This is a genomic window from Arthrobacter sp. Soil762 (assembly GCF_001428335.1).
Lineage (GTDB): Bacteria > Actinomycetota > Actinomycetes > Actinomycetales > Micrococcaceae > Arthrobacter.
In genome coordinates this window covers 111,351-131,416 of record NZ_LMSG01000021.1, presented here as the reverse complement: position 1 = coordinate 131,416, position 20,066 = coordinate 111,351, and the positions used below count along the sequence as shown (strand labels likewise).

At 67.5% G+C, this 20,066-nt stretch carries 12 protein-coding genes; all 12 read right to left on the bottom strand.

The window, feature by feature from the left end; all coding sequences use genetic code 11:
- Positions 1-18 precede the first annotated feature (18 nt).
- The 12 genes from ASG77_RS18255 to ASG77_RS18200 all read right to left on the bottom strand — a co-directional run bounded on the left by ASG77_RS18255 (position 19) and on the right by ASG77_RS18200 (position 20,051).
- The gene (locus ASG77_RS18255; RefSeq protein ID WP_056348176.1) at positions 19-837 is read right to left on the bottom strand and encodes an inositol monophosphatase family protein; all 819 of its coding nucleotides are present in this window, start codon (positions 835-837) and stop codon (positions 19-21) included.
- Positions 834-3,104, bottom strand: coding sequence for an NAD-dependent DNA ligase LigA (gene ligA / locus ASG77_RS18250; RefSeq protein WP_056348175.1), 2,271 nt, complete (start codon positions 3,102-3,104; stop codon positions 834-836). The genes ASG77_RS18255 and ligA overlap by 4 nt, the downstream gene beginning before the upstream one ends.
- 113 nt (positions 3,105-3,217) lie before the next feature.
- The gene (locus ASG77_RS18245; RefSeq protein ID WP_156380375.1) at positions 3,218-3,784 is read right to left on the bottom strand and encodes a hypothetical protein; all 567 of its coding nucleotides are present in this window, start codon (positions 3,782-3,784) and stop codon (positions 3,218-3,220) included.
- Positions 3,785-3,907: 123 nt separating this feature from the next.
- The gene (locus ASG77_RS18240) at positions 3,908-8,353 is read right to left on the bottom strand and encodes an FtsK/SpoIIIE domain-containing protein (protein WP_056348171.1); all 4,446 of its coding nucleotides are present in this window, start codon (positions 8,351-8,353) and stop codon (positions 3,908-3,910) included.
- Positions 8,350-9,054, bottom strand: a complete 705-nt coding sequence (locus ASG77_RS18235; protein WP_056348169.1) for a hypothetical protein — start codon at positions 9,052-9,054, stop codon at positions 8,350-8,352. Before ASG77_RS18235 ends, ASG77_RS18240 begins: the two co-directional genes overlap by 4 nt.
- Before the next feature lie 61 nt (positions 9,055-9,115).
- Positions 9,116-10,966 (bottom strand): serine/threonine-protein kinase, encoded by a 1,851-nt coding sequence (locus ASG77_RS18230; RefSeq protein WP_056348167.1) that lies wholly within the window; start codon positions 10,964-10,966, stop codon positions 9,116-9,118.
- On the bottom strand, positions 10,963-12,720 hold the full coding sequence (locus ASG77_RS18225) for an FHA domain-containing protein (protein ID WP_056348165.1): 1,758 nt from the start codon (positions 12,718-12,720) through the stop codon (positions 10,963-10,965). Before ASG77_RS18225 ends, ASG77_RS18230 begins: the two co-directional genes overlap by 4 nt.
- A gap of 1 nt (position 12,721) precedes the next feature.
- Positions 12,722-13,624 carry a PP2C family protein-serine/threonine phosphatase gene (locus tag ASG77_RS18220; RefSeq protein ID WP_056348163.1) on the bottom strand — a complete coding sequence of 301 codons (903 nt, stop codon included), beginning with the start codon at positions 13,622-13,624 and terminating at the stop codon, positions 12,722-12,724.
- Positions 13,621-15,096, bottom strand: coding sequence for an RDD family protein (locus ASG77_RS18215; RefSeq protein ID WP_056348161.1), 1,476 nt, complete (start codon positions 15,094-15,096; stop codon positions 13,621-13,623). Before ASG77_RS18215 ends, ASG77_RS18220 begins: the two co-directional genes overlap by 4 nt.
- On the bottom strand, positions 15,093-17,699 hold the full coding sequence (locus tag ASG77_RS18210; RefSeq protein WP_056348159.1) for a transglutaminase-like domain-containing protein: 2,607 nt from the start codon (positions 17,697-17,699) through the stop codon (positions 15,093-15,095). Before ASG77_RS18210 ends, ASG77_RS18215 begins: the two co-directional genes overlap by 4 nt.
- Positions 17,696-19,027 carry a DUF58 domain-containing protein gene (locus tag ASG77_RS18205; protein ID WP_056348157.1) on the bottom strand — a complete coding sequence of 444 codons (1,332 nt, stop codon included), beginning with the start codon at positions 19,025-19,027 and terminating at the stop codon, positions 17,696-17,698. Before ASG77_RS18205 ends, ASG77_RS18210 begins: the two co-directional genes overlap by 4 nt.
- A 52-nt stretch (positions 19,028-19,079) precedes the next feature.
- A complete protein-coding gene (locus ASG77_RS18200; protein ID WP_056348155.1) occupies positions 19,080-20,051 on the bottom strand; it encodes an AAA family ATPase in 972 nt (323 codons plus the stop codon).
- Positions 20,052-20,066 lie beyond the last annotated feature (15 nt).

Here is a 20,066-nt window from a genome sequence, read left to right as displayed (position 1 = left end):
GTTAGTGGCGCAGCACCGTCACAGCGGAAACTTGCCGGACAGCGCCAAGGTCCCGGCGCAGGTCCAGGCGGCCAGCCTGTCCTCGTCGGCGGGTCCGCCGTCCAGCGGACTGGCCAGCCGGGGACGCCGGACCCAGCAACCGGCTTCCTCGGCAATCAGCGCACCGGCGGAGAAGTCATGTTCGTTGAGCCCGCGTTCGCCGTAGGCGTCGTGGGTCCCGTCAGCCACCATGCAGAGGTCCAGCGCCGCGGAGCCCAGCCGCCGGACGTCGGCGAATCCATCCATGAGACTGCCCAGCAGTGCAGCCTGCTCGGCGCGGATGGCGGGGTCGTAACTGAAGCCGGTGGCGAGGATCTGCCCGGCGCGGTCCGGCGCCGGGCCCTGGAGCTGCTTCACCCGGCCGCCTTCTTCCAGCCACGCACCCTGGCCGCGGGCAGCGTAGTAGACGCGGCCCAGCGCCGGGGCGTTGACGACGCCGGCCAGCCAGACGCCGTCGGCATCCGCCACTGCCACGGAGGTGGCGTAGTAGACGATGTTCCGGATGAAGTTGGTGGTACCGTCCAGCGGGTCGATGGACCAGCGGTAGCCGGTGGGGGCAGCGGGCCGGGTGGTGCCGTGCTCCTCCCCCGTGATGGTGTCCTGTGGACGGGCGGCCGTGATGGCATCCCGGACGGCATTCTCCGCGGCGACATCAAAGGCCGTAACCCAGTCGCCGGCGTCGCCTTTGTTGCTGACGTCCAGCGTCTCGCCATTGCGGGAAGCCAGCACGGCGGCGCCGGCGGCGGCTGCTTGCCGGGCCACCGCAAGCAGTTCGGTGTTGAGGTCCGGATGGCTCATACGGCTGCCTCTTCTGATTCTGTGGGCGTTGGTATGGGCGTGGCTTCGGCAGCGGGGGCCGGGCCGTTCGCAAGGAGTTCCCGGAAGCCGTCTTCGTCCAGGACGGGAATTCCAAGCTGTTCGGCTTTGTCCAGTTTGGTGCCCGCGCTTTCGCCGGCGACGACGTAGCTGGTGTTTTTGGAGACCGAGCCGGCAGCTTTGCCACCCCTGGTGAGGATGGCTTCCTTGGCCTCGTCCCGGCTGAAGTTCGGCAGGGAGCCGGTAACCACAATGGTCAAGCCTTCCAGGGTCCGCGGCATGGATTCGTCGCGCTCGTCCGCCATGCGGACCCCGGCCGCGGCCCAGCGCTCAATGATTTCCACGTGCCAGTCCTCGGCGAACCACTCCTTCAGTGCGGCCGCGATGGTTGGGCCGACGCCGTCCACATGGGCCAGGTCTTCCTCGGAGGCGTTCCGGATGCCGTCCATGGTGCCGAACGCGGTGGCAAGGGCCCGTGAGGCGCGGGGACCAACGTGCCGGATGGACAGGGCAACGAGCACCCTCCACAGCGGCTGCGTCTTAGCTTTGGTCAGTTCGTCGAAGAGCTTGTTCGTGGTTGCAGTGGGCTTGGACGGTGTTTTGGCCGTTGCCTTTGTCCAGAAGTACGGGACCAGCTCGAAGACGCCGGTGCCCACGCCCTTGGAACGCTTCTCGCGCAGGATCCGCACGTGCTCCAGGTCCGCCGCGGTTAGGGAGAAGAGCTCCGATTCGCTCACCAGCGGGCCTGGCCTGGGCTCGGCCGGATCGGTAAGTGCCACGGCAGCTTCCCCGCCGAGGGCCTCGATGTCGAAGGCACCGCGGCCGGCCAGGTGCGCCACGCGCTCCGTCAGCTGGATGGGACAGGATCTGGAATTGGGACAGCGGATGTCGATGTCGCCCTCCTTGGAGGGGGCGAGCTCCGTGCCGCAGGAGGGGCATTCGGTGGGCATCACGAACTCGCGCAGTTCGCCCTCACGGCCTTTGCGCAGCGCCAAAACGGGGCCAACGATCTCCGGGATGACGTCTCCGGCCTTGCGCAGCACCACGACGTCGCCGATCAGCACGCCCTTGGCCTTGACCACGTCCTGGTTGTGCAGCGTGGCACGGGCCACGGTGGAACCGGCCACCTTCACCGGCTCCAGCACCCCGAACGGGGTCACACGGCCGGTACGGCCCACCTGGACACGGATGTCCAGCAGCCGGGTGTGGACCTCTTCCGGCGGGTACTTGTAGGCGACGGCCCAGCGGGGAACGCGTGAGGTGTAGCCCAAGGCACGCTGGGTGGCGAGATCGTCAACCTTGACCACAATGCCGTCGATTTCATGCATGAGGTTGTGCCGTTGTTCGCCATAGCGCTTGATGAAGGCAAGGATCTCCGGCAGGCCCCCGAGAACCTCGAAGTACGGGCTGACGGGAAGGCCCCATTCTTCCAGCACGGCGTAGGTCTGGGACTGGCTCAGGGTTTCCAGCCCTTCGCGCGCACCGATGCCATGGACAAACATCCGCAACGGACGCTTGGCGGTTTCCGCCGGATCCTTTTGCCTGATCGAACCGGCGGCGGCATTCCGGGGGTTGGCCAGCGGCGCCTTGCCGGCTTCGATCAGTGCCTCATTGAATTCCGCAAAAGCCTTGGAAGGGATAAAGACCTCGCCCCGGATTTCCACCTCCGAGGGAAAGCCGGTGCCTGTCAGTTCCGTCGGGATTTCCTTGATCGTCAGGACGTTGTGCGTGATGTCCTCACCCGTGGTTCCGTCACCCCTGGTGGCCGCCCGGACCAGTTTCCCGTCGCGGTACAACAGGTTGACCGCGAGGCCGTCAATCTTCAGTTCCGTGAGCCACGCGAGCTGAGCCGTGTCCCCCAGCTTGCTGACGCCGGCCTCGGCTTTGGTGATCCAGGCCTCCAGCTCCTCCAGGGAAAAGACGTCCTCGAGGCTGTACATCCGCTGCAGATGTTCGACCGCGGCGAACGCGGCTGAGACTTCCCCGCCAACCTCCTGCGTAGGCGAATCATTGGCTACCAGCTCCGGATGAAGGGCCTCGATCTCCTCCAGGCGCCGGAACAGTTCGTCGAATTCAGCGTCGGAGACCAGGGGTTCGTCCTCCTGGTAGTACGCAAACCGGTACTTCCTGACCAGGTCCGTCAGGTTCTCATATTCTTCGCGCACTGACCCAGCGGGGATGGCGTCCGGCTCGGTTAGTTCCTCAGTGCTGTTTGCTTTTTCCTCTGCGGGGACCGGTGCTGTGCTCACAGACCTATCTTGCCTTACCGCCCCGACATTGCGCCCAAACGCCCACTGCGCCGCCGTGCCCCTGCCGTTAAATGCCGCGGGGCAGGACAAGCTCGATCACCGGATAACAAAGGTCAGTGTGAGGAGAGGCGGTTCCGGCTCCACCAGGCGAAGGCGAGGCCGGCGACTCCCACCAGCACTACGCCCGCCATGATGGCCAGCAGGCCGGGGCCGCCGAAGAGGCCGGAGCCGTCGTTCCGGGAAACGGCGGCGGCCTGTGTGGGCTTGGCCGACTTGGCGACTGGCTTGTTCCAGTTCGATTCCGTGGACGAAGTTGCGGACGACGGCGGGCTGGGGATGGTGGTGCTGGGCGCGGCCGACGGCGATTCCTCAGTCGGCGAAACGCTCGGTTCCGGGGCGAGGCTGGGAACCGGTACCGGTGCTGGCGCCACGGGCGCGGGTGCCGGGGGCTGGGTTGGGCCAACTGGGGACGGGACTACCGGCGGCACTTCAGGTTTGCCCTTGCCCGGATCCCTGGGCTCAGTGCTGGCCGTTTCACAGTTCAGCAGGCACAACTGCGGCGTGGGTTCGCCGTCTTCGGCCTGCGCCGGGACCGCCGCCGAAAGGCCAACCAGGAGCGCCAGCACCGCAGCGGCCGCAGCAGCGGACACGTCGCGGAGCACGGATGTGGATCGGATCATGGTTACCTTTTCGACAGCGCGCGGCACCCCCCTGCCGGAGCGAACAGTGTTTCCGGTAGTCTCCTACAACGCGGCACGGGCCCGCAAATCCAATAGATTTACGGGCCCGTGGGAAGCAACGGCTCAGCCCCTGTTTTCCGGCGGCAGCGCGATCTGCAGTTTCCGTGCCTTGCCGCGGCCCACGATGTAGCCGCGGCCCGGTATGAACTCCGGGCTGACCCGGCCCAGCGACGTGTTGAGCAGGCTGTCCCCTTCGATGTCGCCCGGGTTGATGAGCAGGCCCCGGCGTCCGGATTTGAAGGGCTGCGACAGCGACCAGGCGGAGGACCAGGTTGACGTTTCCGATTCCCCGATGACCCACTGATCGGCCTTGATGGACGCCGTCACGAGCTGCGAAACGCCCGATTCCGCCACGGTATCCGTGAACTCGGTCAGGCCCTCGATGAAGATCGCCAGCTTCCCGGGGTTCCCGGAAGAGTGCTCCGTGAGGTCCTCGATGATCTCGGCCAGGTCATCGGCACCCACCACGGAACGGTTCCAGAGCGGCAGCGACGCCACCGCGGACCGGCGCGAGCCGATGTACACGAGCTCCGTGTCCGGGTTGGAGCGGCGCAGCGCGTAGGCCAGGGTCACCAGCGCCACCGTCCTGCCGGCCCCTGGCGGACCCGCCAGCAGCAGCGGTCCCTGGGCCATGATCTCGGCCGGCTGCAAGGTTTCGTCGTCGACGCCGATGACGGGAAGGTCCGGGCTGCCGGGAGGCAGCACGTCCAGATCCACCTGTTCGGGAAGCCGCTGGATTTTCGGTGCCGATTCCAGCCCCTGGCGCAGCATCGCCTGGCTGAGCTTGTGGACTTCGCGGGCCTGCAGCGCCAGGTTGGAGTTGCCGCCCAGGACGGCCAGCTGGACCTCGTAGCCGCCCAGCATGCCGCGCCCCGGCGGCGAGGAGCTGGTGAGGACGTCCTTGGCGACGTCCATGGACATGTAGTCGTCCTCGGACGTCAGCCGCAGCACCAGCCGGCGCTGGATGGAAGCCAGCAATGTCGCCGGTACGGCGTTCGGCCGGTCACCGGTGACCACCAAGTGGATCCCCAGGGGACGGCCGTCGGTGGCCAGCTGCAGGAAGACGTCCCAGAGTGCGGACAGGCGGCTGAATTCGTACGTTTCGCGGAACGCCGATATGCCGTCCAGCAGCACGAAGATCCGCTTCTCGTCCGGGCGGTTGGCCAGGGTCCGGTATTCGACGATCGTGGAGGCCCTGACCTCGGCGAACCGGGCGGACCTTTCGTCGGCGATGTCCCGGAGCAGGCGGAGCAGCCGGCCGACGCGTTCGACGTCGTCACCGTTGATGATCTCGCCGACGTGCGGCAGCTCTTCGAGCATCTTCAGCCCGGAGGAACCGCAATCGATCCCGTAGATGTGCACGGGCCCGCCCCGGGGCGTGACGGCGGCGGCAATCGCGATACCGCGCAGGGCAGCGGACTTTCCGGAGCCGCCCGTGCCGTAGATGGCCATGTTGCCGTCCTGGTCCGGCTCGTAGAACACGGTGGGCTGTTCCTGGCGGGCAGGATCATCCGCCACGCCCAGCAGCAGCCGTTCGTCCGTCCGGGGGTTCGGCAGCTTGGAGAAGTCGTACGTCTTGGCCAGCTCGTCCAGCCACGGTTTGCGCGGTGGCCGGATGGCCAGCGATTCCGCGGCCCGGACGATGTTGGTGGTCATCCTGGCGATGTCGTTGGGGCCGGCCGGAGCTTCCGTGACGGGCTTCTCGGGGGCGGGCGCCTCCCAGCTGGGCCCCGACCCGAAGGCCATTTCCACGATGTCGATCTGCGGACGCTGGGGCTTCTCGGTAGTCCAGCCGCCGGCATATCCGGTCTGGAACCCCTGGATCCGCCCGGGCCCGGTCTTGGCGGCGCCGCGGCCCGGGACGGACGGGTCAAAGTATGCCGCATCAGGCACGCCGAGGATGTCGGTGGCATCGTCCTCGTCCGCCATGCGCAGGGCAACCCGGAGGTTGGTGTTGGCGCGCAGGCTGTCCTTGATGACGCCGGCGGGACGCTGTGTGGCCAGGATCAGGTGCAGGCCCAGGGACCGGCCACGGGCGGCAACGTCCACCACGCCGTCCACAAATTCGGGGACCTCGGTGGCGAGCGCCGCGAATTCGTCCACAACGATGATCAGGTACGGCGGCGCCTCCGGGTCGGCCTCGCGCTGGAGCCCGAGCAGATCCTTGGCCTTCTTGCGGTTGAGCAGATGCTCGCGGTAGTGCAGCTCCGCACGGAGGGAGGTCAGGGCGCGGCGGACCAGGTGCTGGGACAGGTCGGTGACCAGGCCCACGGTGTGGGGCAGGCTGAGGCAATCGGCAAAGGCCGCGCCGCCCTTGTAATCCACAAACAGGAAGCTCACCCGGTCCGGGCTGTAAGCCGCGGCCATGCCCATGACCCAGGACTGCAGGAACTCCGATTTGCCGGCGCCGGTGGTGCCGCCCACCAGCGCGTGCGGGCCCTCGTTTTTCAGGTCCAGGTAAAGCGGCTCGATGCCCTTGGAACCCACCAGGGCCCGGAGGGTACCTTTGTCCTTCCGGTTGGGGACCGCCGAGGCGTGGACTGAATTGTTCTCCACCCAGCGCTCCGCCACGGCCTGCGGGTTGTCCAGGAAGTCCTTGCCGATCAGGGTGGCGTAGGACACCGCACGCGGCAGGTCGGAGTCGTCGCTGACCGGCTTGCCAACGTCCACCACGGGCGCCAGCATCCGGGCCAGCTGCGCGGCCAGGTCGGAGTCAAGGCTTTCGCAGCTCACGGGGTACGTGTGCCGTCCCAGCCGTACCTGCCCTGTGGTGGTGCCGTTTTCGCCGTCCACCACCATAAAGTCCCGGCAGGCGGCCGGGAGTGCCTGGATGTCGGTGGCCACCCACATCACGTGGACGCCGGAGTCCGGCCCGCGCTCGGCGAGGCGGGTCAGCCTGCCCCGGTCCACCGGAGCGTCGTCCTCGACGATGACCAGGACCGCCGGCAGCACCGGAGCCGGGATCTCGTCCTTGGCAGGGTCCACGGATCCGCGGTGTTCGGGGGTGGAGCGCTTTGCCATGGCTTCCCGTGCGTCAAGCAGGTCCTCGAGCCTGGCCACGAGGGATGACCCGCTGGCTGAACCGGCGGCGAGATGGTCGCCGTTGAGGGGGCTGTGGCCGGAGCCCACGTGGGGCAGCCACTGCAGCCAGTCCCAGCGCTGCCGGGACTGCGCCGACGTTATGGCTGTCACCACGGCCTCCGCGGGCGAATGCAGCCCCACAAACTGCAGGACCATGCCGCGGGCAACGTCGTCAACCAGGCCCCGGGCCCCAGCCACGCCGAAGGACCCGGCGCTGCGCAGCTGGGAGACCACCGGGACACCCTCGATGTCCCTGAACTGCTTCAGGCAGTCCTGGATCTCGCGCATGAATTCAGCTTCGGTGTCGTTGCTGTTGGGTTCCTCGAACAGGATGCGTGACGTACCGGTGCCGAGCCCGAACCGCAGGCCCAGGAACCCGGTGTGCTCGGGGCGGTGTGTCCACAGCAGCGGACCGAGTTTGTAGATGGAATCCACGGTGTCGCTGACGGACGGCGCTTCCTGCAGGCGGACCGCGCGTTCCACGTGCTGCAGTTCGGTGATGTCCTGCCGGAACGCCGCCATGGACTCCCGGAACTGTTTGAGCTGTTCCTTCTGCTGGCGCCTGGTCTGCATCTTGTGGTCCACATAGTGACCCACAATGAACAGCGGCATCATCATCATGAACACCACCGACAGGATGTTCCGCGTGACCGCGAACATGATGCCGCCCATCAGCAGCGGCGCCATCAGCATGATGTACGGGAACGGCTGGTGGTCCGGACGCTTGGGTCCGGCGGGGGGCACGCGCTTGGGCGCCTCAAAGCGCGGAACGACCCGCGGGGAGCGGTTGAAATCGACAAGGGGCGACGTCGGTGCTGCCGCTTGGTTGCGGCCCAGCGGCACCACGGTCACGGTGGTCTCCCCCAGCGTCACCGTGTCCGAGGAGTTCAGGGTGGCCCGGGTGACCGGAAGACCGTCCATCAGGAGGCCGTTGGCGGAGTTCGTATCCACGATCTCCACGCTCTCGCCCACGGTGATGCGGGCGTGGCGTTTGGAGGTCAGCGGGTCCGTGAGCCGGATGTCCACGTCCCTGTCCCGCCCGATGTAGCTGGTGCCGGAGGGCAGCGAAAATTCCTGGCCGACGTCGGGCCCGGAAAGGATCCGCAGGGTGGCCGCCGCGGGTCCGCGGTTGGCGCCGGGTGCGTTGAAGAGTTCGCTGACCTCGGTCAGGGACACCACGGACCCCGGCCGCAGGCCCGATTCCAACAGGTTGTCCGCGCGGGTCAGGACGCTGCCGCGCATGCCGCCGCCTACAAAGGCCTCGTCGATGCGGAGCGAAAGGTTTTCCGGTGCCGGTGATCCCTTGCGGTCGGGGTCCGCGACCCACAGCTGGGTGGCGATATCCGCCACCGTGGCCAGACCGTCGACGGTGACGGCCAGGTCCTTGGTTTCCGCCGGGTCCCGGCGGAGTGTCAGCCGGATCCTCATCCTTCGTCCACGCCCCTCATCTTTTCCAGTAAGTACAAATCATCGGGAGTGACCAGGTGCGACGTGACTGCGTGCTCGACGAGCCTCGCGCGCCGGTTGGTGGCCAGTTTCCCGCCGCCGCCGCGGAGGCCCACTACCCCCACGCGGTCAAGTTTGTCGCAGACGTTATCGAGCTTTCGGTTGAACCGGGTGAGTGCCCAGCCCAGGGTCCTGGCCGCTGCGGCCGAGGACGGGATGGCGCTGAATCCGGTCCCTTCCCGCCGCAGCATGGGTTCGGCCAGGGCCACGATGAGGGCCTTCTGCGAGTCGGTGAAGACCACGGGGCCGATGGTGGTGTCGCCGTTGCTGTCGTCCTCCCGTGATTCCTGGCGGAAGGACGGCGTCTTGAGGTGGACGGCGAACTCATATGTGGTGGGCCCGGCGGTGAAAATGACGTTCGTGTGGCGGAACACCAGCGGGATGCGCGCACCCGGCGACAGCCAGGCCTGCATCCCGCCGGAACCGTCGGCGACCGTGGCGGACAGCATCCCGCCCACGTTGCTCAGCCACCAGATCCCGTCGTAGCGGGCCACCTGCAGGAACTGGCGGTGAAGGTATGGGTTGTCATCCACTTCAAGGTCGCCCTCGCGGCCGATGTTGAAGATTTCCTCATCGGACGGTTCGTACCATTCACCACAGAAATCTATTGCTAGATCCCCCATTTTCCGTGCCTCCTCGTCGGGCGGTGCCCGCGTTCACTAACGATTCCGGTCTGCTCTGCCGTCACTTGCGGATGCAGGCGATCGAGTCTTCTTCCAAAGGTGAGAACGCGCCGTCGCTCCTGACGATCATCACCTGGATACAGGTGGGTTCCGTCGGATTCAACGCCACCTGGGCGGTTGGCTCGGCAGTGGACTGGTACTCGCCGTTGCTACCCAAGGCGTAGACCCGCCATTTATAGGCGTCACCCGATTTCGGCTGCGGATTGGTCCACGTGAAGCTTGCCTTACCGGTGGCGTCCACCGTCCCCACCAAGTCCGCGACGTCGGGGACTGTCCCGTTGTCCAGAGCATCCGCCGGGGGTTTGCTGACTTGGCCGGTCTCTTCGACCTTCGGCGCCGGAGCCGAGGACGCCAGCACGATTCCGACGATGATGGCGAGGACCAGCAGCGTTCCGCCCGCCGCGGCGAGCCACAAGTTGCGCTTGCCGTGGTCGGGCGCCGGCTCAGGGGCGGTTTCCGTGACGGGGGCCGGACGGCTGATCGTCGCGTCGATCTCGGGCTCGGCCGCTGCCGCCCGGTGGCCGGGCGCGCCGGGCCGGGTGGCCTGCTGGCCTGCCTGCTGTCCGGTTTGTCGGCCGGGCTCCTGGCCGGCCTGTGCAGGAAGGAGCCCGGGGCGCTGGACCGTTGCATCCGCCGCGGAGCCGTACTCCGCGGCGGGTGCACTGCCGCGAAGCATTGTCGCGTGGGCCCACTCGTCTCCGGGGCTGCTGCCGGCCTGGTTGCCGCCATCGCGCTGGCCGTCCTGGCCGGCAAAGAGGTTGCCCGGAACCTGCGGCCTGGGTCCTGCCGGGGCCGCAGCAGCCGGGGGTAATCCGCCAGCTGGAAGGCCCGACGGCGGCGCACCGGTTCCGGGGCGTTGCGGCCGCGTGCGTGCCGGGAAGGTAGGGGCGCTGCCGGTCCGCTCCGGATCGATGGCAGCGATACTCCGGACGCGGGTTTCCTCGAAGCCGTCATCGGGGTGGTTTTCTTCCAGTTGCTGCTCTTCGAGTACCTCGAAGGGCGTGACGGAAAGGTTCAGTTCGGCCTGGATCCGCTGCAGGGCAAGGGCAAACGCGTGGGCTGAGGAGTAGCGGGACGCCGCGGACTTGGCCATTGCCGTGGACAGTGCCCGTTCCAGTGACTCCGGAACGTCGGCCCGGCCCAGGCGCGGCAGTGCCGCGCTGGTGATCCGCGAGATCAGTTCGCGCTGGGAATTATCGGTACCGGGCATCACGAACGGCGACCTGCCGGCCAGCAGCGTGTACAGCGTGGCGCCCAACGCCCAGACATCCACCATCACGCCGTCCACTGGGCCGTCCGCGAACTGTTCCGGCGGCGACCACGGAATGGACATCCCGGCGTCCTCGTCGGCGTCGCCGCCCAGGGTGCCCGAGATTCCGAAGTCCGTCAGGGCCGGCCGGTTGTAGTCCGTCACCAGGATGTTGGCGGGCTTGATGTCCCGGTGGGCGATGCCGGCCCGGTGGGCGGTCTCGACGGCGGAGGCCACCTGGATGCCGACGGCCAGCACCTCATCAACGCTGAAGCGCTGACGGCGGTACCGGACGTCCAGGCTGGGCCTGGAGCAATACTCCATGGCCAGGTAGGAGTGACCGGCCTCGGTCACCTCGGCCTCGAAGATGGTCACGATGTAGGGGTGGGAGGAGAGCTGGGCCATCAGGTTGGCCTCGGACTCGAACCTGCGCCGGGCACCCTCGGTCTTCAGATCCGACAAAAGGACCTTGACCGCCACCTTCCGGCGCGGCCGGTCCTGTTCATAGAGATAGACGTCCGAAAACCCGCCGGAGCCGAGCAGGCTGAGGTACGAAAACCCCGGAATGTGGGGCGGCGGCGCAACCGGCCGTTTGGAACTCAAAGAATCTCCTCAAAACGCAATGAGATGTCGTCACCCAGTTCGGCGATGTCGCCGTCGAGCAGGATGGCCATTTCGTTCTGGGCCAGGCGGCGGGGCGGCTGGCCCTGGCGGACCAGGACCGTGCCGTTGGTGGCCTTCAGATCGCAGAGCATCACGTGCCAGCCTTCGAGCCGCACTTCCACGTGGGAGCGCGAGATGTCGCCGCTGGGGCTGGCCACTTGGACCAGCCGAGGCATCACACCACCCTGGACCCGGGAAACGGACGGCTGACGCCCAATGACCAGCGACTGGTCAAGGTCAACCAGTGCACCCGTAGAGACCCGCATCCGGCCCAGCCGTGGCCGGGCCACCTGGACGGCATCGGCGGGCAGCGGCGAGCCGCAGGCAGCGCACTGCGCCTGGGTGGGCGGATTGGCGTGTCCCCGGTTGCAGACCCGGGCCAGCACCAGCGGGCCGGCGGCCGAATCCGGCTCCGGAACCGAGGCGGGATGCGCGGCCATTCCGGCGAGGTCACTCTTCATGATCGTGTGGCCGTCGTGGTCACCGTCGAAGGCGTCCGGGTCTGCTGCCGGCTGCCCTGCGCGCACTTCTGCCTGGACGTCCGCCGGGGGCTGATTCAACAGGAGCTGATTCAACAGGGGCTGATTCGACGGGGACAGGTTCGACGGCGGCGGAATCAACGCCGGCAGATTGGACGACGGCGCGGCCTGGGCAGCAGGTGTGCTCCCGCCGGTCCGCCACGGGACCGAGTCGATGAGCCCGCCGATCGTCCGGGCGGCCGCTGTGGCCGCTGCGGCCGCAGGCGGTGTGGCAGGTGGACCTGCGGGTTCGGGGGCGCGGTGTGCAGGAGCCAGGCTGGCCGCTGCCTCCGGCTGTCCTGGAGCGTTCGTCGGTGCCGCATCGACCGGTGCCGGAGAAGCGCCAACAGGTGCCGCGGGGACGGCGTGATCTTCTCCGGGTTCGTCGCGGACGGCTGCGTCCTCGATGCGGCGGATAACAGTCCGCTCCCAGAGGTGGTCGTAGCTGCCGGTCATTTCGTGCGTCGGGACCTGGTCAGGATGGGCGGTGCGCTCCGGGGCCGGCTCCATCTCCGGCTCGGGCTCCGGCGCTTCGGCAGCAAAGTTGGCGTCATCGTCCATGAGCCCCACTACGGTTTCGGCGGAGACCTCCCGGTCAGGTTCCTGCTCTGGTTCAGGCGCCGGTTCAGCGTCCGTTGCCAGGACGACGCCGCCGACAGCGGTGGGTGCCTCGACCTCAGCGGGCGTGGCAGCCGGAGCCGCCACCTCGTCCACGGGAATTCCGGTGAGCGACACTGTCAACGACCCCAGCAGGACCACGCCTTCGCTGAGCGGCAACACGTTCCCGGGCTGGCCGTCCCCGGGCGGGCTGTCCCCGGGCACGGTGAGGCGGTACCACTCGGGTGTGTCCAGGCGGCGTTCCGTCCAGGTGGTGACGTCCCGCCCGTGCAGTTCCACGGGGCCGCCGGGCAGCTGTACGGTCATGTCAAGATCGCCGCGGAGGAAAATCCGGAGCGCGTCACCGGCATCGACTATCCCGAACGACGGTATCTGTGCCAGGGAAACGCCGAAGCTGCTGGTGACGGCATGAAGGACCTGGTGGACTTCCGGGGCGTGCTCCAGCAGTTCCCACAGGGACTGGGCCAGGGAGGGCGCGGTCCCGGGCCCCAGCAGGACAACAGTATTGGCCCGGACAACACCGAGCCAGGTGCCCGCGACGTAAGTGGTTGTGCCCATGTCAGTATTCCCCTCTTTCGTCGTCCTGGCCGGCCGGCCGGCTGGCGTCAACAATCCGTGCCCGCGGCAGGGTGACCTCCTCCTCCGCATCAGCGGCGGGGCGGGGCGCCGTGGTGGCGATGCCGCCGTCGTTCATCACGTTCCTGGCGTCCACCACTATGACGGTGACGTTGTCCCTTCCGCCATTGCGGAGCGCAGCCTGGATCAGGGCATCCACCGCGTCCTGCGGGTGGCCCACGGTGCTCAGGATCCGGGAGATGTGCTCGTCCGTGAGCTCGCCATTAAGTCCGTCGGAGCAGACCATGATCCGGTCGCCCTCCTCAACGGGCAGGAGCCAGTAGTCAGCTTCGATCTCGTCCCCGGTGCCCAGCGCCCTGGTGACCACGTGGCGGCGGGGATGGACGGTGGCCTGCTCCGGCGTGATTTCACCGGCATCCACGAGTTCCTGGACCTCAGAATGGTCCACACTGACCTGCTCGAAGTGCCCTTGGCTCAGCCGGTACGTGCGGGAATCCCCGATGTTCATGACCAGCCAGTACGGCATGCCCATCTGTTCCACCACAACGGCTCCGGTGAGTGTGGTCCCGGCGCGGGCACCGGTCACCTCCCGGATGGAGCTGTCGGCGCGGAGCAGGTATTGCTGGAGTACTGCCGCCGTGATGCTGCGCTCCCCGGTGGCCAGTTGTGGCATGGCAGCGAGGGCGCGGACGCACATGCCGCTGGCAATCTCGCCGGCTTCATGCCCGCCCATGCCGTCTGCCACGGCGAAGACGGGGTCGGAGGCTATGAAGGAATCCTCGTTCAATTCCCGGCGCAGCCCACGGTCCGTGCCGTAGCCGTAGCTCAGGCTGAGGCCGGTTCCGTGGTTTGCGTCGGCTGGGTCACTGGCGGGCTGGGAGTTCATGCCTGTCCTAGGTGGAAGGAACGGTCACCAAAGTGGACAGTGGATCCCGGGCTGACAAAAGCGGGCACGCCCGGCTGCAGTGGGGTGCGCCGGCCGTCCGGTGTAGTTACGGCGCTGCCGTTGGTGGAGTTCCGGTCCGTCACCCAAATGCCGGCACCGTCGGTCAGCAGGTGGAGGTGCGTCTTGGAGATCGAGCGGCCGGGATCACTGACCGCCAGGAGCTGGGCCTGCTGCTCCCCCGCCTGGCCAAGGGGGTTCCTGCCCAACAGGACGTTGCGGTCGAGCTGGAAGTCCCGGCCGTCGTCGAGCTTTATCCGCAGCACGGCGACGGGCGCTGCATACGCTGCCCCGCCGCGCATCTGTGTGCGGTCAAGGTCGTTATCGGGGTGGGACTGGGCTGCAGGCGCGGGAACCACAGGGGCCGCGTACGGGACACCCGGCTGGAAAGGAGTGGACGACGGCGGCGCGTCCGGCTGGGGTGCGAACGGCGGCGGCGCGGCTGACGGTTGAGCCGTGTACGGCTGCGGGGCGGACGGCTGCACGGGTGCTTGGACCGGCGGCTGCTGTACGGTCACAACCTGGGGCGGCTTTGCGGCTCCGGCCACGGGCGACGCGACAAACTGGACCGGCGGGAGGTCCAGGGGCGCGAAACTGTACGGGCCCTGGATGCCGCCGGAGGTGATGGGGTTCCGGCCGACCTTGACGTCGAACACCAGCGTTTTGGCCGCAGTATCGTGCCAGCCGCGGAGCCTGCCCTTGCGGTCCCAGGTGTTGGACACGACCACCAGCACGGCCCACACCGCGCCGGCCATAAGCAGCGGGCCAAGGACGAAGACGGCCACATCGAACCATTTGAAAGTGACGATGGCAACGGCGGCCAGGAGAGTAAGGATGATGCCCGCGCCGGTGATGAGGCCGCGCAGGAACACTCCCCCGGCGCCGGGTGCGTAACCATCCTTGTCAGCGCTGCGGATGCCCATGACGTGGTTGCCGAGGGTCTTCCCGGAGCGGCCTTCCATGCCCACCAGGACCGCCAGGTAGACCAGCGTCAGTCCCAGGCCCATGCTGCCGAACAGGACCAGCGAACCGGTGTCATAGATGATGAAGCCGCCGCTTTGGGTGCGGGTGATTCCCGCGAACCCGATGGCGAAAGTCACCACCAGGACCGCGACGGGGGCCAGCCAGTCGAGCACTGCTGCGCCGAGCCGTTTCCCCGCCGTGGCCGGAACCAGCTCAAGATTGGCTGCCATTCCCGTTCCTCCCCCTGGAGCCGTTTGTACTACCGGGATAGTACCGGGATTCTGGCTGGCGTGCGCCGCCGCACGCTCCATCATGGCCCGCTGTGCATGGTCCACGTTGCGTCCGCTGCGTGCCGCCCTGTTGGGCAGCGGAGCACCGCACGCTGTGCAGAACGTGGCGCCGCCCCGGATCAGTTGCTGGCACTGCTGGCAGCGCTCGGCCTCGTTCATCATGCGTCAGTGGGGTTCTTCCTGCCAGGGTTCCGCAGAACGGTGGACTCATCAGGTTCGGGCGCCGCCGCCGTCGTCCGGGGTCCGCTGTCCTGAACTGCCGGATTCGGGGTTCCGGCACCGTCCGGACCGGTCTCCACCCTACCGGTGGCGGACCGCCATCCCGGGGAACCCTGGCCGGGCGGACGCACCAGCGGGCCCAGCCCGAGCCTGGTTCCACGCAGCTTAAGGGCGTTGCGGCCATCAGCGAGCAGCGACCGGGGCGAGAAGCGGGCCTGCTGGCGGCGCCAGAACCCCAACGTCCCGGTCATTTCCTTCAGGGAGCCGTCCACGATGGTCCAGTATTCCCGGACCTCATCCTCGCTGGGCTGGCCGGCGCCGAAGATGGAGGCATCCGCACGGTGCGCCAGCATGGTGGTGGTCTGCCCGGTGGCCGGGAACGAATCGGCAAGCACCACTGCGCTTTCGCGCCGGGTTGCACGGGTGTCGATGCCGGCGCCCAAATCAGTGGCGAGGCTCACCACCTCGTTCCAGCCGCCGCCCACACGCTGGGCCGGGGGCCCCTCCGTGAGGCGGGCCTTCCGGCGTCGTGATTTAAGGAGCGCAATCAGCAACAGCGGCAGGGCAAGGATGGACAGCGGGATCAGGGCAATGCCCAGGGCCCCGAGCAGGGCACCCCAGAAGAGCCACGGATTGTTCTTCTTCTCGTCGGCGTCCAGGGCGTCCGGCGAGGAATCCGGCGGCAGGTCTGCCGGTTCCTGCGGCGGGGGCGGCGGCTGCAGCACCTGGGGCTTGGGTTTGGACTTGTTTTCGGGGTCCGGCGGGATGGGCACGTTGTCCTTGGGCGGTGTGGGGTCGAAGCTGACCCAGCCCACCCGGTCGAAGGCCACTTCAACCCAGGCGTGGACGTCCTTGCCCGTGACCTTTACCTCGCCGGCACCGTTCTCCGGGCTGGTCGGCTCGGGGTAGAAGCCCATGACCACGCGTGACGGGATGCCCAGGTGGCGGAGCATCAGCGACATGGACACGGCATACTGCTCGTCGTCGCCGAGCATCTGCTTGGCGGTCAGCAGGTTCCTGATCCGCGACGAGCTGTGGCCGGACACGCTGGGCAGCTGACCGTCGGCGACCAGGCCGTTGCTGAAGGCGCCCGTCTTTTGGAAATGCGCCTCGATCTGGCGGACCCGGTCAATCGCGGTGGGCGCATCGGCGGAGAGGTCGTTGGCCTGTGACCCCACCACCGGCGGGACCTCGACGGCGTCCGGCAGCGTAATCTTCGCGAAGTCGTACTGGGTCAGCTGACCGTGTTCGAGCTTCACGGGATCGGACACCTGGACACTGTAGGAATCGCCCTTGGACAGGCCCTGCGTGGTCACGGCCGTGTCTGTGCCCGCGTTGAAATACAGGCCCGACGCCGCGGCGGAGGCGCTCTGGTCAAAGCTCAGGCCGGTGGTCTTCCGGCCTCCCGGGACAAAGTAGCCCTGGTAATCCTGGATGGTGATGTCGATGGAGTAGTCATTCGAGGGGACGATGCCCGAGGTGTCGGCCAGGGTGTTGATGGACTCGGTGTCGCCCACCTTGCTGAAGCTGCCGGAGCCGTTGGGATCCATGTTGTAGTTGGTGCCGTTGAAGGCATCCAAAGCCCCCAGCCGGACACGGCCGTCCCGGGGCAGTCCTTTGACCACAAACAGGGTGTCGTCTTTTTTGTCCTTGACGAACGTCCGGAAGCTTGCCAGGGGCGTGACGTAGTCCTTGGGATCGAACGGCGGAACCACCACGTTGCGCAGGACCTTGCGGTCACCGCTGGCGGTGACCAGGGGCGCCGCCACCGCGGTAATGGCGACGCTTGCGGCGATCACGGCAGCGGCCGTGCCCAGCCGGCGGAGCTTGGCCCGCTGGGCTGTGGCCGCATCGGTCTGCGGACGGTTGACTGAGACTTTTCGCGTGTCGCTGCGCCGCAGCGCGTCACGGCGGATGGTGGCCCAGGCAATCGCAATGACGGTGAGTCCGATGCCGCGCTCCACGGTGAGGAAGGCAGCGTTGGTGCTGAAAGCTATGCCGGTGACGAAAAGCACCAGCACGGGAAGCAGTGGCCAGTACGGGGTCTTCAGCCGCCAGGTGAGGATGCCGGCAACCAAGGCGGTGAGCAGCGAACTCAGGAACGGGACGATCAGGACGCCGCCGGCAGACCCTACCGGAACGCCCACGGTGAGCATGTCCTTCCAGGCGAACACAACCCCCAGGAGCAGGGTGCGCAAGGAGTCAAGACTGGGAACAAAACCGGCAATCGCCGTATCCGGGACCGCCAGGAGCGTGCCGAACACCAGGTAGGCCCCCAGCGCGAGGGCTGTGGTGATCAGCAAACCCAGGCGCAGGTGCGCGTTGGCGGCGGCGATGCCGAGGCCCAGGAGGATGCCGCCGAAGCCCGAAACCATGTAGTAGGGGTCGCCGCCGAAGCTGAGGCTGAAGCCCAGCAGGCCCAACCCCAGCAGGACGGTGAGGGCGCCGGCGTCGAGCACAAAATGCCAGACCGGCTGGCCATCGGCGAACGATGATTCGTACTTCCGCTGCTGCGGGCGCGGCCGGAGGCCCGGGGCGGAGCTCATGCGGCCGCCTTTCTGAGGACGATGGCGAGGTCAGCGAGGTCGCCGAGGGTCAGCACTGTCAGGTCCGCAATGTTGGCGCGGCCCGGTGCAGCACCGATTTGGAGGCGCACGGCCAGGCTCCTGACGCCGAGCGGCACGCAGGCCGCGGCCGATCGGAGCTGGGAGGGTGTCACGTTGCTGCCCACCACAAAAAAGACCACCGACGCGTTGGGGACGGTGTCGGCCAGTGTCCGGGCGAGGTCGACGGCGGTCCGGCGCATGGGTGCCCCGGCGATCCGTGTCATGTCATCCAGCATGTTCCGCCCGGTTTCACAGCGCAGCGGCCCCATTTGCGTCAGGACGTCCAGCTCGCGCTGCTCGCGGATGGCCTGCCGGCCGATCGAGGCGGCCGCTGAGATGGCCATTTCGAATTCCTGCTCTGAAGCGTACTCATCCGTGTTGATCGACAGTGAGATGGCCAGGTGGGCGCGTCGGGTCTCCTCGAACTGGCGCACCATCAGCTTGTTGGTCCGTGCGGTGGTCTTCCAGTGGATGTGCCGCCGGTCATCACCCGGGACGTAGTCACGCAGGGCATGGAAGGACACGTCCGCACTGGACAGGTCGGTGGTGGGCATGCCCTCGAGGTCGCGGATGAATCCCGCCGCGGAACCGGCCAGGGCCACTGTCTTCGGGTGCACAAACAGATCCTCCGGTTCCGTCCACAGCACCTGCCGGCGGAGGAGGTGCAGGGGGTCGGCACGGACCGAGCGGACAGGTCCCACCACGATGACGGCGCGGCGGGCGGTTGGAATGGTGAACAGGTCCTCATGCACCTGCGCGGGCTTCATCCGGGGCAGGTGGAAGACGGCGGTGGCGTTGCCCACCGGCAGTTCCAGGGCGGCGGGCAACAGTGGCCTGGCCGAGGTGTTGGAGACGGCGATGCTTCCTACCGCACTGTCCCCGACGGCCACACGGGTCCGGGCAAGGTCCAGGATCACGCCGTAGGATGACCGGCCCAGGATGAACCCGACGGCGATCAGGAAAAGAACAAACGCCGCGATGGCCGCCGCCTTGGCCTCCTGCCAGCCGAAGGCCTGGCCGGCAGTCCACAACAGGATGGAGGTCGCCAGGACGGACCAGCCCAGGACACTGACCACCGAAAGGACAGGCCACACGTAGCGCAGCCACAGGCCACGGACCCTCTCCCACGCCGGGGTGAGGGCGAGGGCGGCGGTGCTGGTGGCCTCGGCCCAAACGGACGAGGGATGCAGCCTGGTGGGTCTGCCGTCCCGGCGGAAGGGTTGCCGGAGGCGTTCAGCAAGCCGGGTCAACGGAGTGCTGCTGGACATAAATGTGCCTTTGTTCGCGCTGGTCAGTGGTGGTCGGAGCTCCGCCGGAGCCTCAGACGGCGGCGCGCTGCTGCGGTGCCGCGATGTCGGACAAGACCCGGGCCAGGACGGCCTCGGGGGTGGCGCCGGAGAACTCAGCTTCCGGGTCCATCACAAACCGGTGCGTCCACACAACGGCGGCCAGTTCCTTGATGTCGTCAGGCAGGACGAAGTTCCGTCCCTGCCCCGCGGCCCAGACCTTCGCGGCGCGGACCATGGCGATGGCGCCACGCACGGAAACGCCCAGCCGGGTCTCGGGCGCGTTGCGGGTCTCCTCGCAGAGCCGGGAAATGTATTCAAGGACGGCCGTGTCCACGTGCACGGTGGCTGCGAGGTCAGCCATGTCCGCCACGGCCTGCGTGGTGATAACTGCGGAGATCTCCTTGGAGCGGTCTTTCAGGTTCGAGCCACCGAGCAGCTGGACCGTGGAGGCGTGGTCCGGATAGCCGATGGAGGTCTTGATCAGGAAGCGGTCCAGCTGCGCCTCCGGCAGGCGGTAGGTGCCGGCCTGCTCGATCGGGTTCTGCGTGGCCATCACCATGAACGGCCGGCCTGCCTCGTAGGTCACGCCGTCCACGGTGACCCGGGATTCCTCCATGACCTCCAGCAGTGCCGACTGCGTCTTCGGCGAAGCGCGGTTGATCTCATCGGCCAGGACGATGTTGTTGAAGATCGGTCCCTTGTGGAACTCGAACTTCTGCGTCTTCTGGTCGTAGATGGTCACACCCGTGACGTCCGAGGGCAGGAGGTCGGGGGTGAACTGGATGCGGTTGTTGGACCCCTGGACGGTGGCGGCCATCGCCCGGGCCAGCATGGTCTTGCCGGTGCCGGGGGCGTCCTCGAACAAGACATGGCCCTCGGCCAGCATCGCAGTGAAGGTGAGCCGGATGACGTGGTCCTTGCCCAGGACCGCCTGTCCCACGTTGGCAACGAGCTTGTCGAAAGTGCCTGCAAACCATTCGGCCTGCTCGGTGGTCATGGTCATGAAGTGAGTCCTTTT

What these genes read in the sequence shown, in the direction of transcription:
- ASG77_RS18255 (WP_056348176.1), bottom strand. Translation starts at nt 837, where the DNA reads ATGAGCCATCCGGACCTCAACACCGAACTGCTTGCGGTGGCCCGGCAA.
- ASG77_RS18245 (WP_156380375.1), bottom strand. Translation starts at nt 3,784, where the DNA reads ATGATCCGATCCACATCCGTGCTCCGCGACGTGTCCGCTGCTGCGGCC.
- ASG77_RS18240 (WP_056348171.1), bottom strand. Translation starts at nt 8,353, where the DNA reads ATGAGGATCCGGCTGACACTCCGCCGGGACCCGGCGGAAACCAAGGAC.
- ASG77_RS18235 (WP_056348169.1), bottom strand. Translation starts at nt 9,054, where the DNA reads ATGGGGGATCTAGCAATAGATTTCTGTGGTGAATGGTACGAACCGTCC.
- ASG77_RS18225 (WP_056348165.1), bottom strand. Translation starts at nt 12,720, where the DNA reads ATGGGCACAACCACTTACGTCGCGGGCACCTGGCTCGGTGTTGTCCGG.
- ASG77_RS18220 (WP_056348163.1), bottom strand. Translation starts at nt 13,624, where the DNA reads ATGAACTCCCAGCCCGCCAGTGACCCAGCCGACGCAAACCACGGAACC.
- ASG77_RS18215 (WP_056348161.1), bottom strand. Translation starts at nt 15,096, where the DNA reads ATGATGAACGAGGCCGAGCGCTGCCAGCAGTGCCAGCAACTGATCCGG.
- ASG77_RS18210 (WP_056348159.1), bottom strand. Translation starts at nt 17,699, where the DNA reads ATGAGCTCCGCCCCGGGCCTCCGGCCGCGCCCGCAGCAGCGGAAGTAC.
- ASG77_RS18205 (WP_056348157.1), bottom strand. Translation starts at nt 19,027, where the DNA reads ATGTCCAGCAGCACTCCGTTGACCCGGCTTGCTGAACGCCTCCGGCAA.
- ASG77_RS18200 (WP_056348155.1), bottom strand. Translation starts at nt 20,051, where the DNA reads ATGACCATGACCACCGAGCAGGCCGAATGGTTTGCAGGCACTTTCGAC.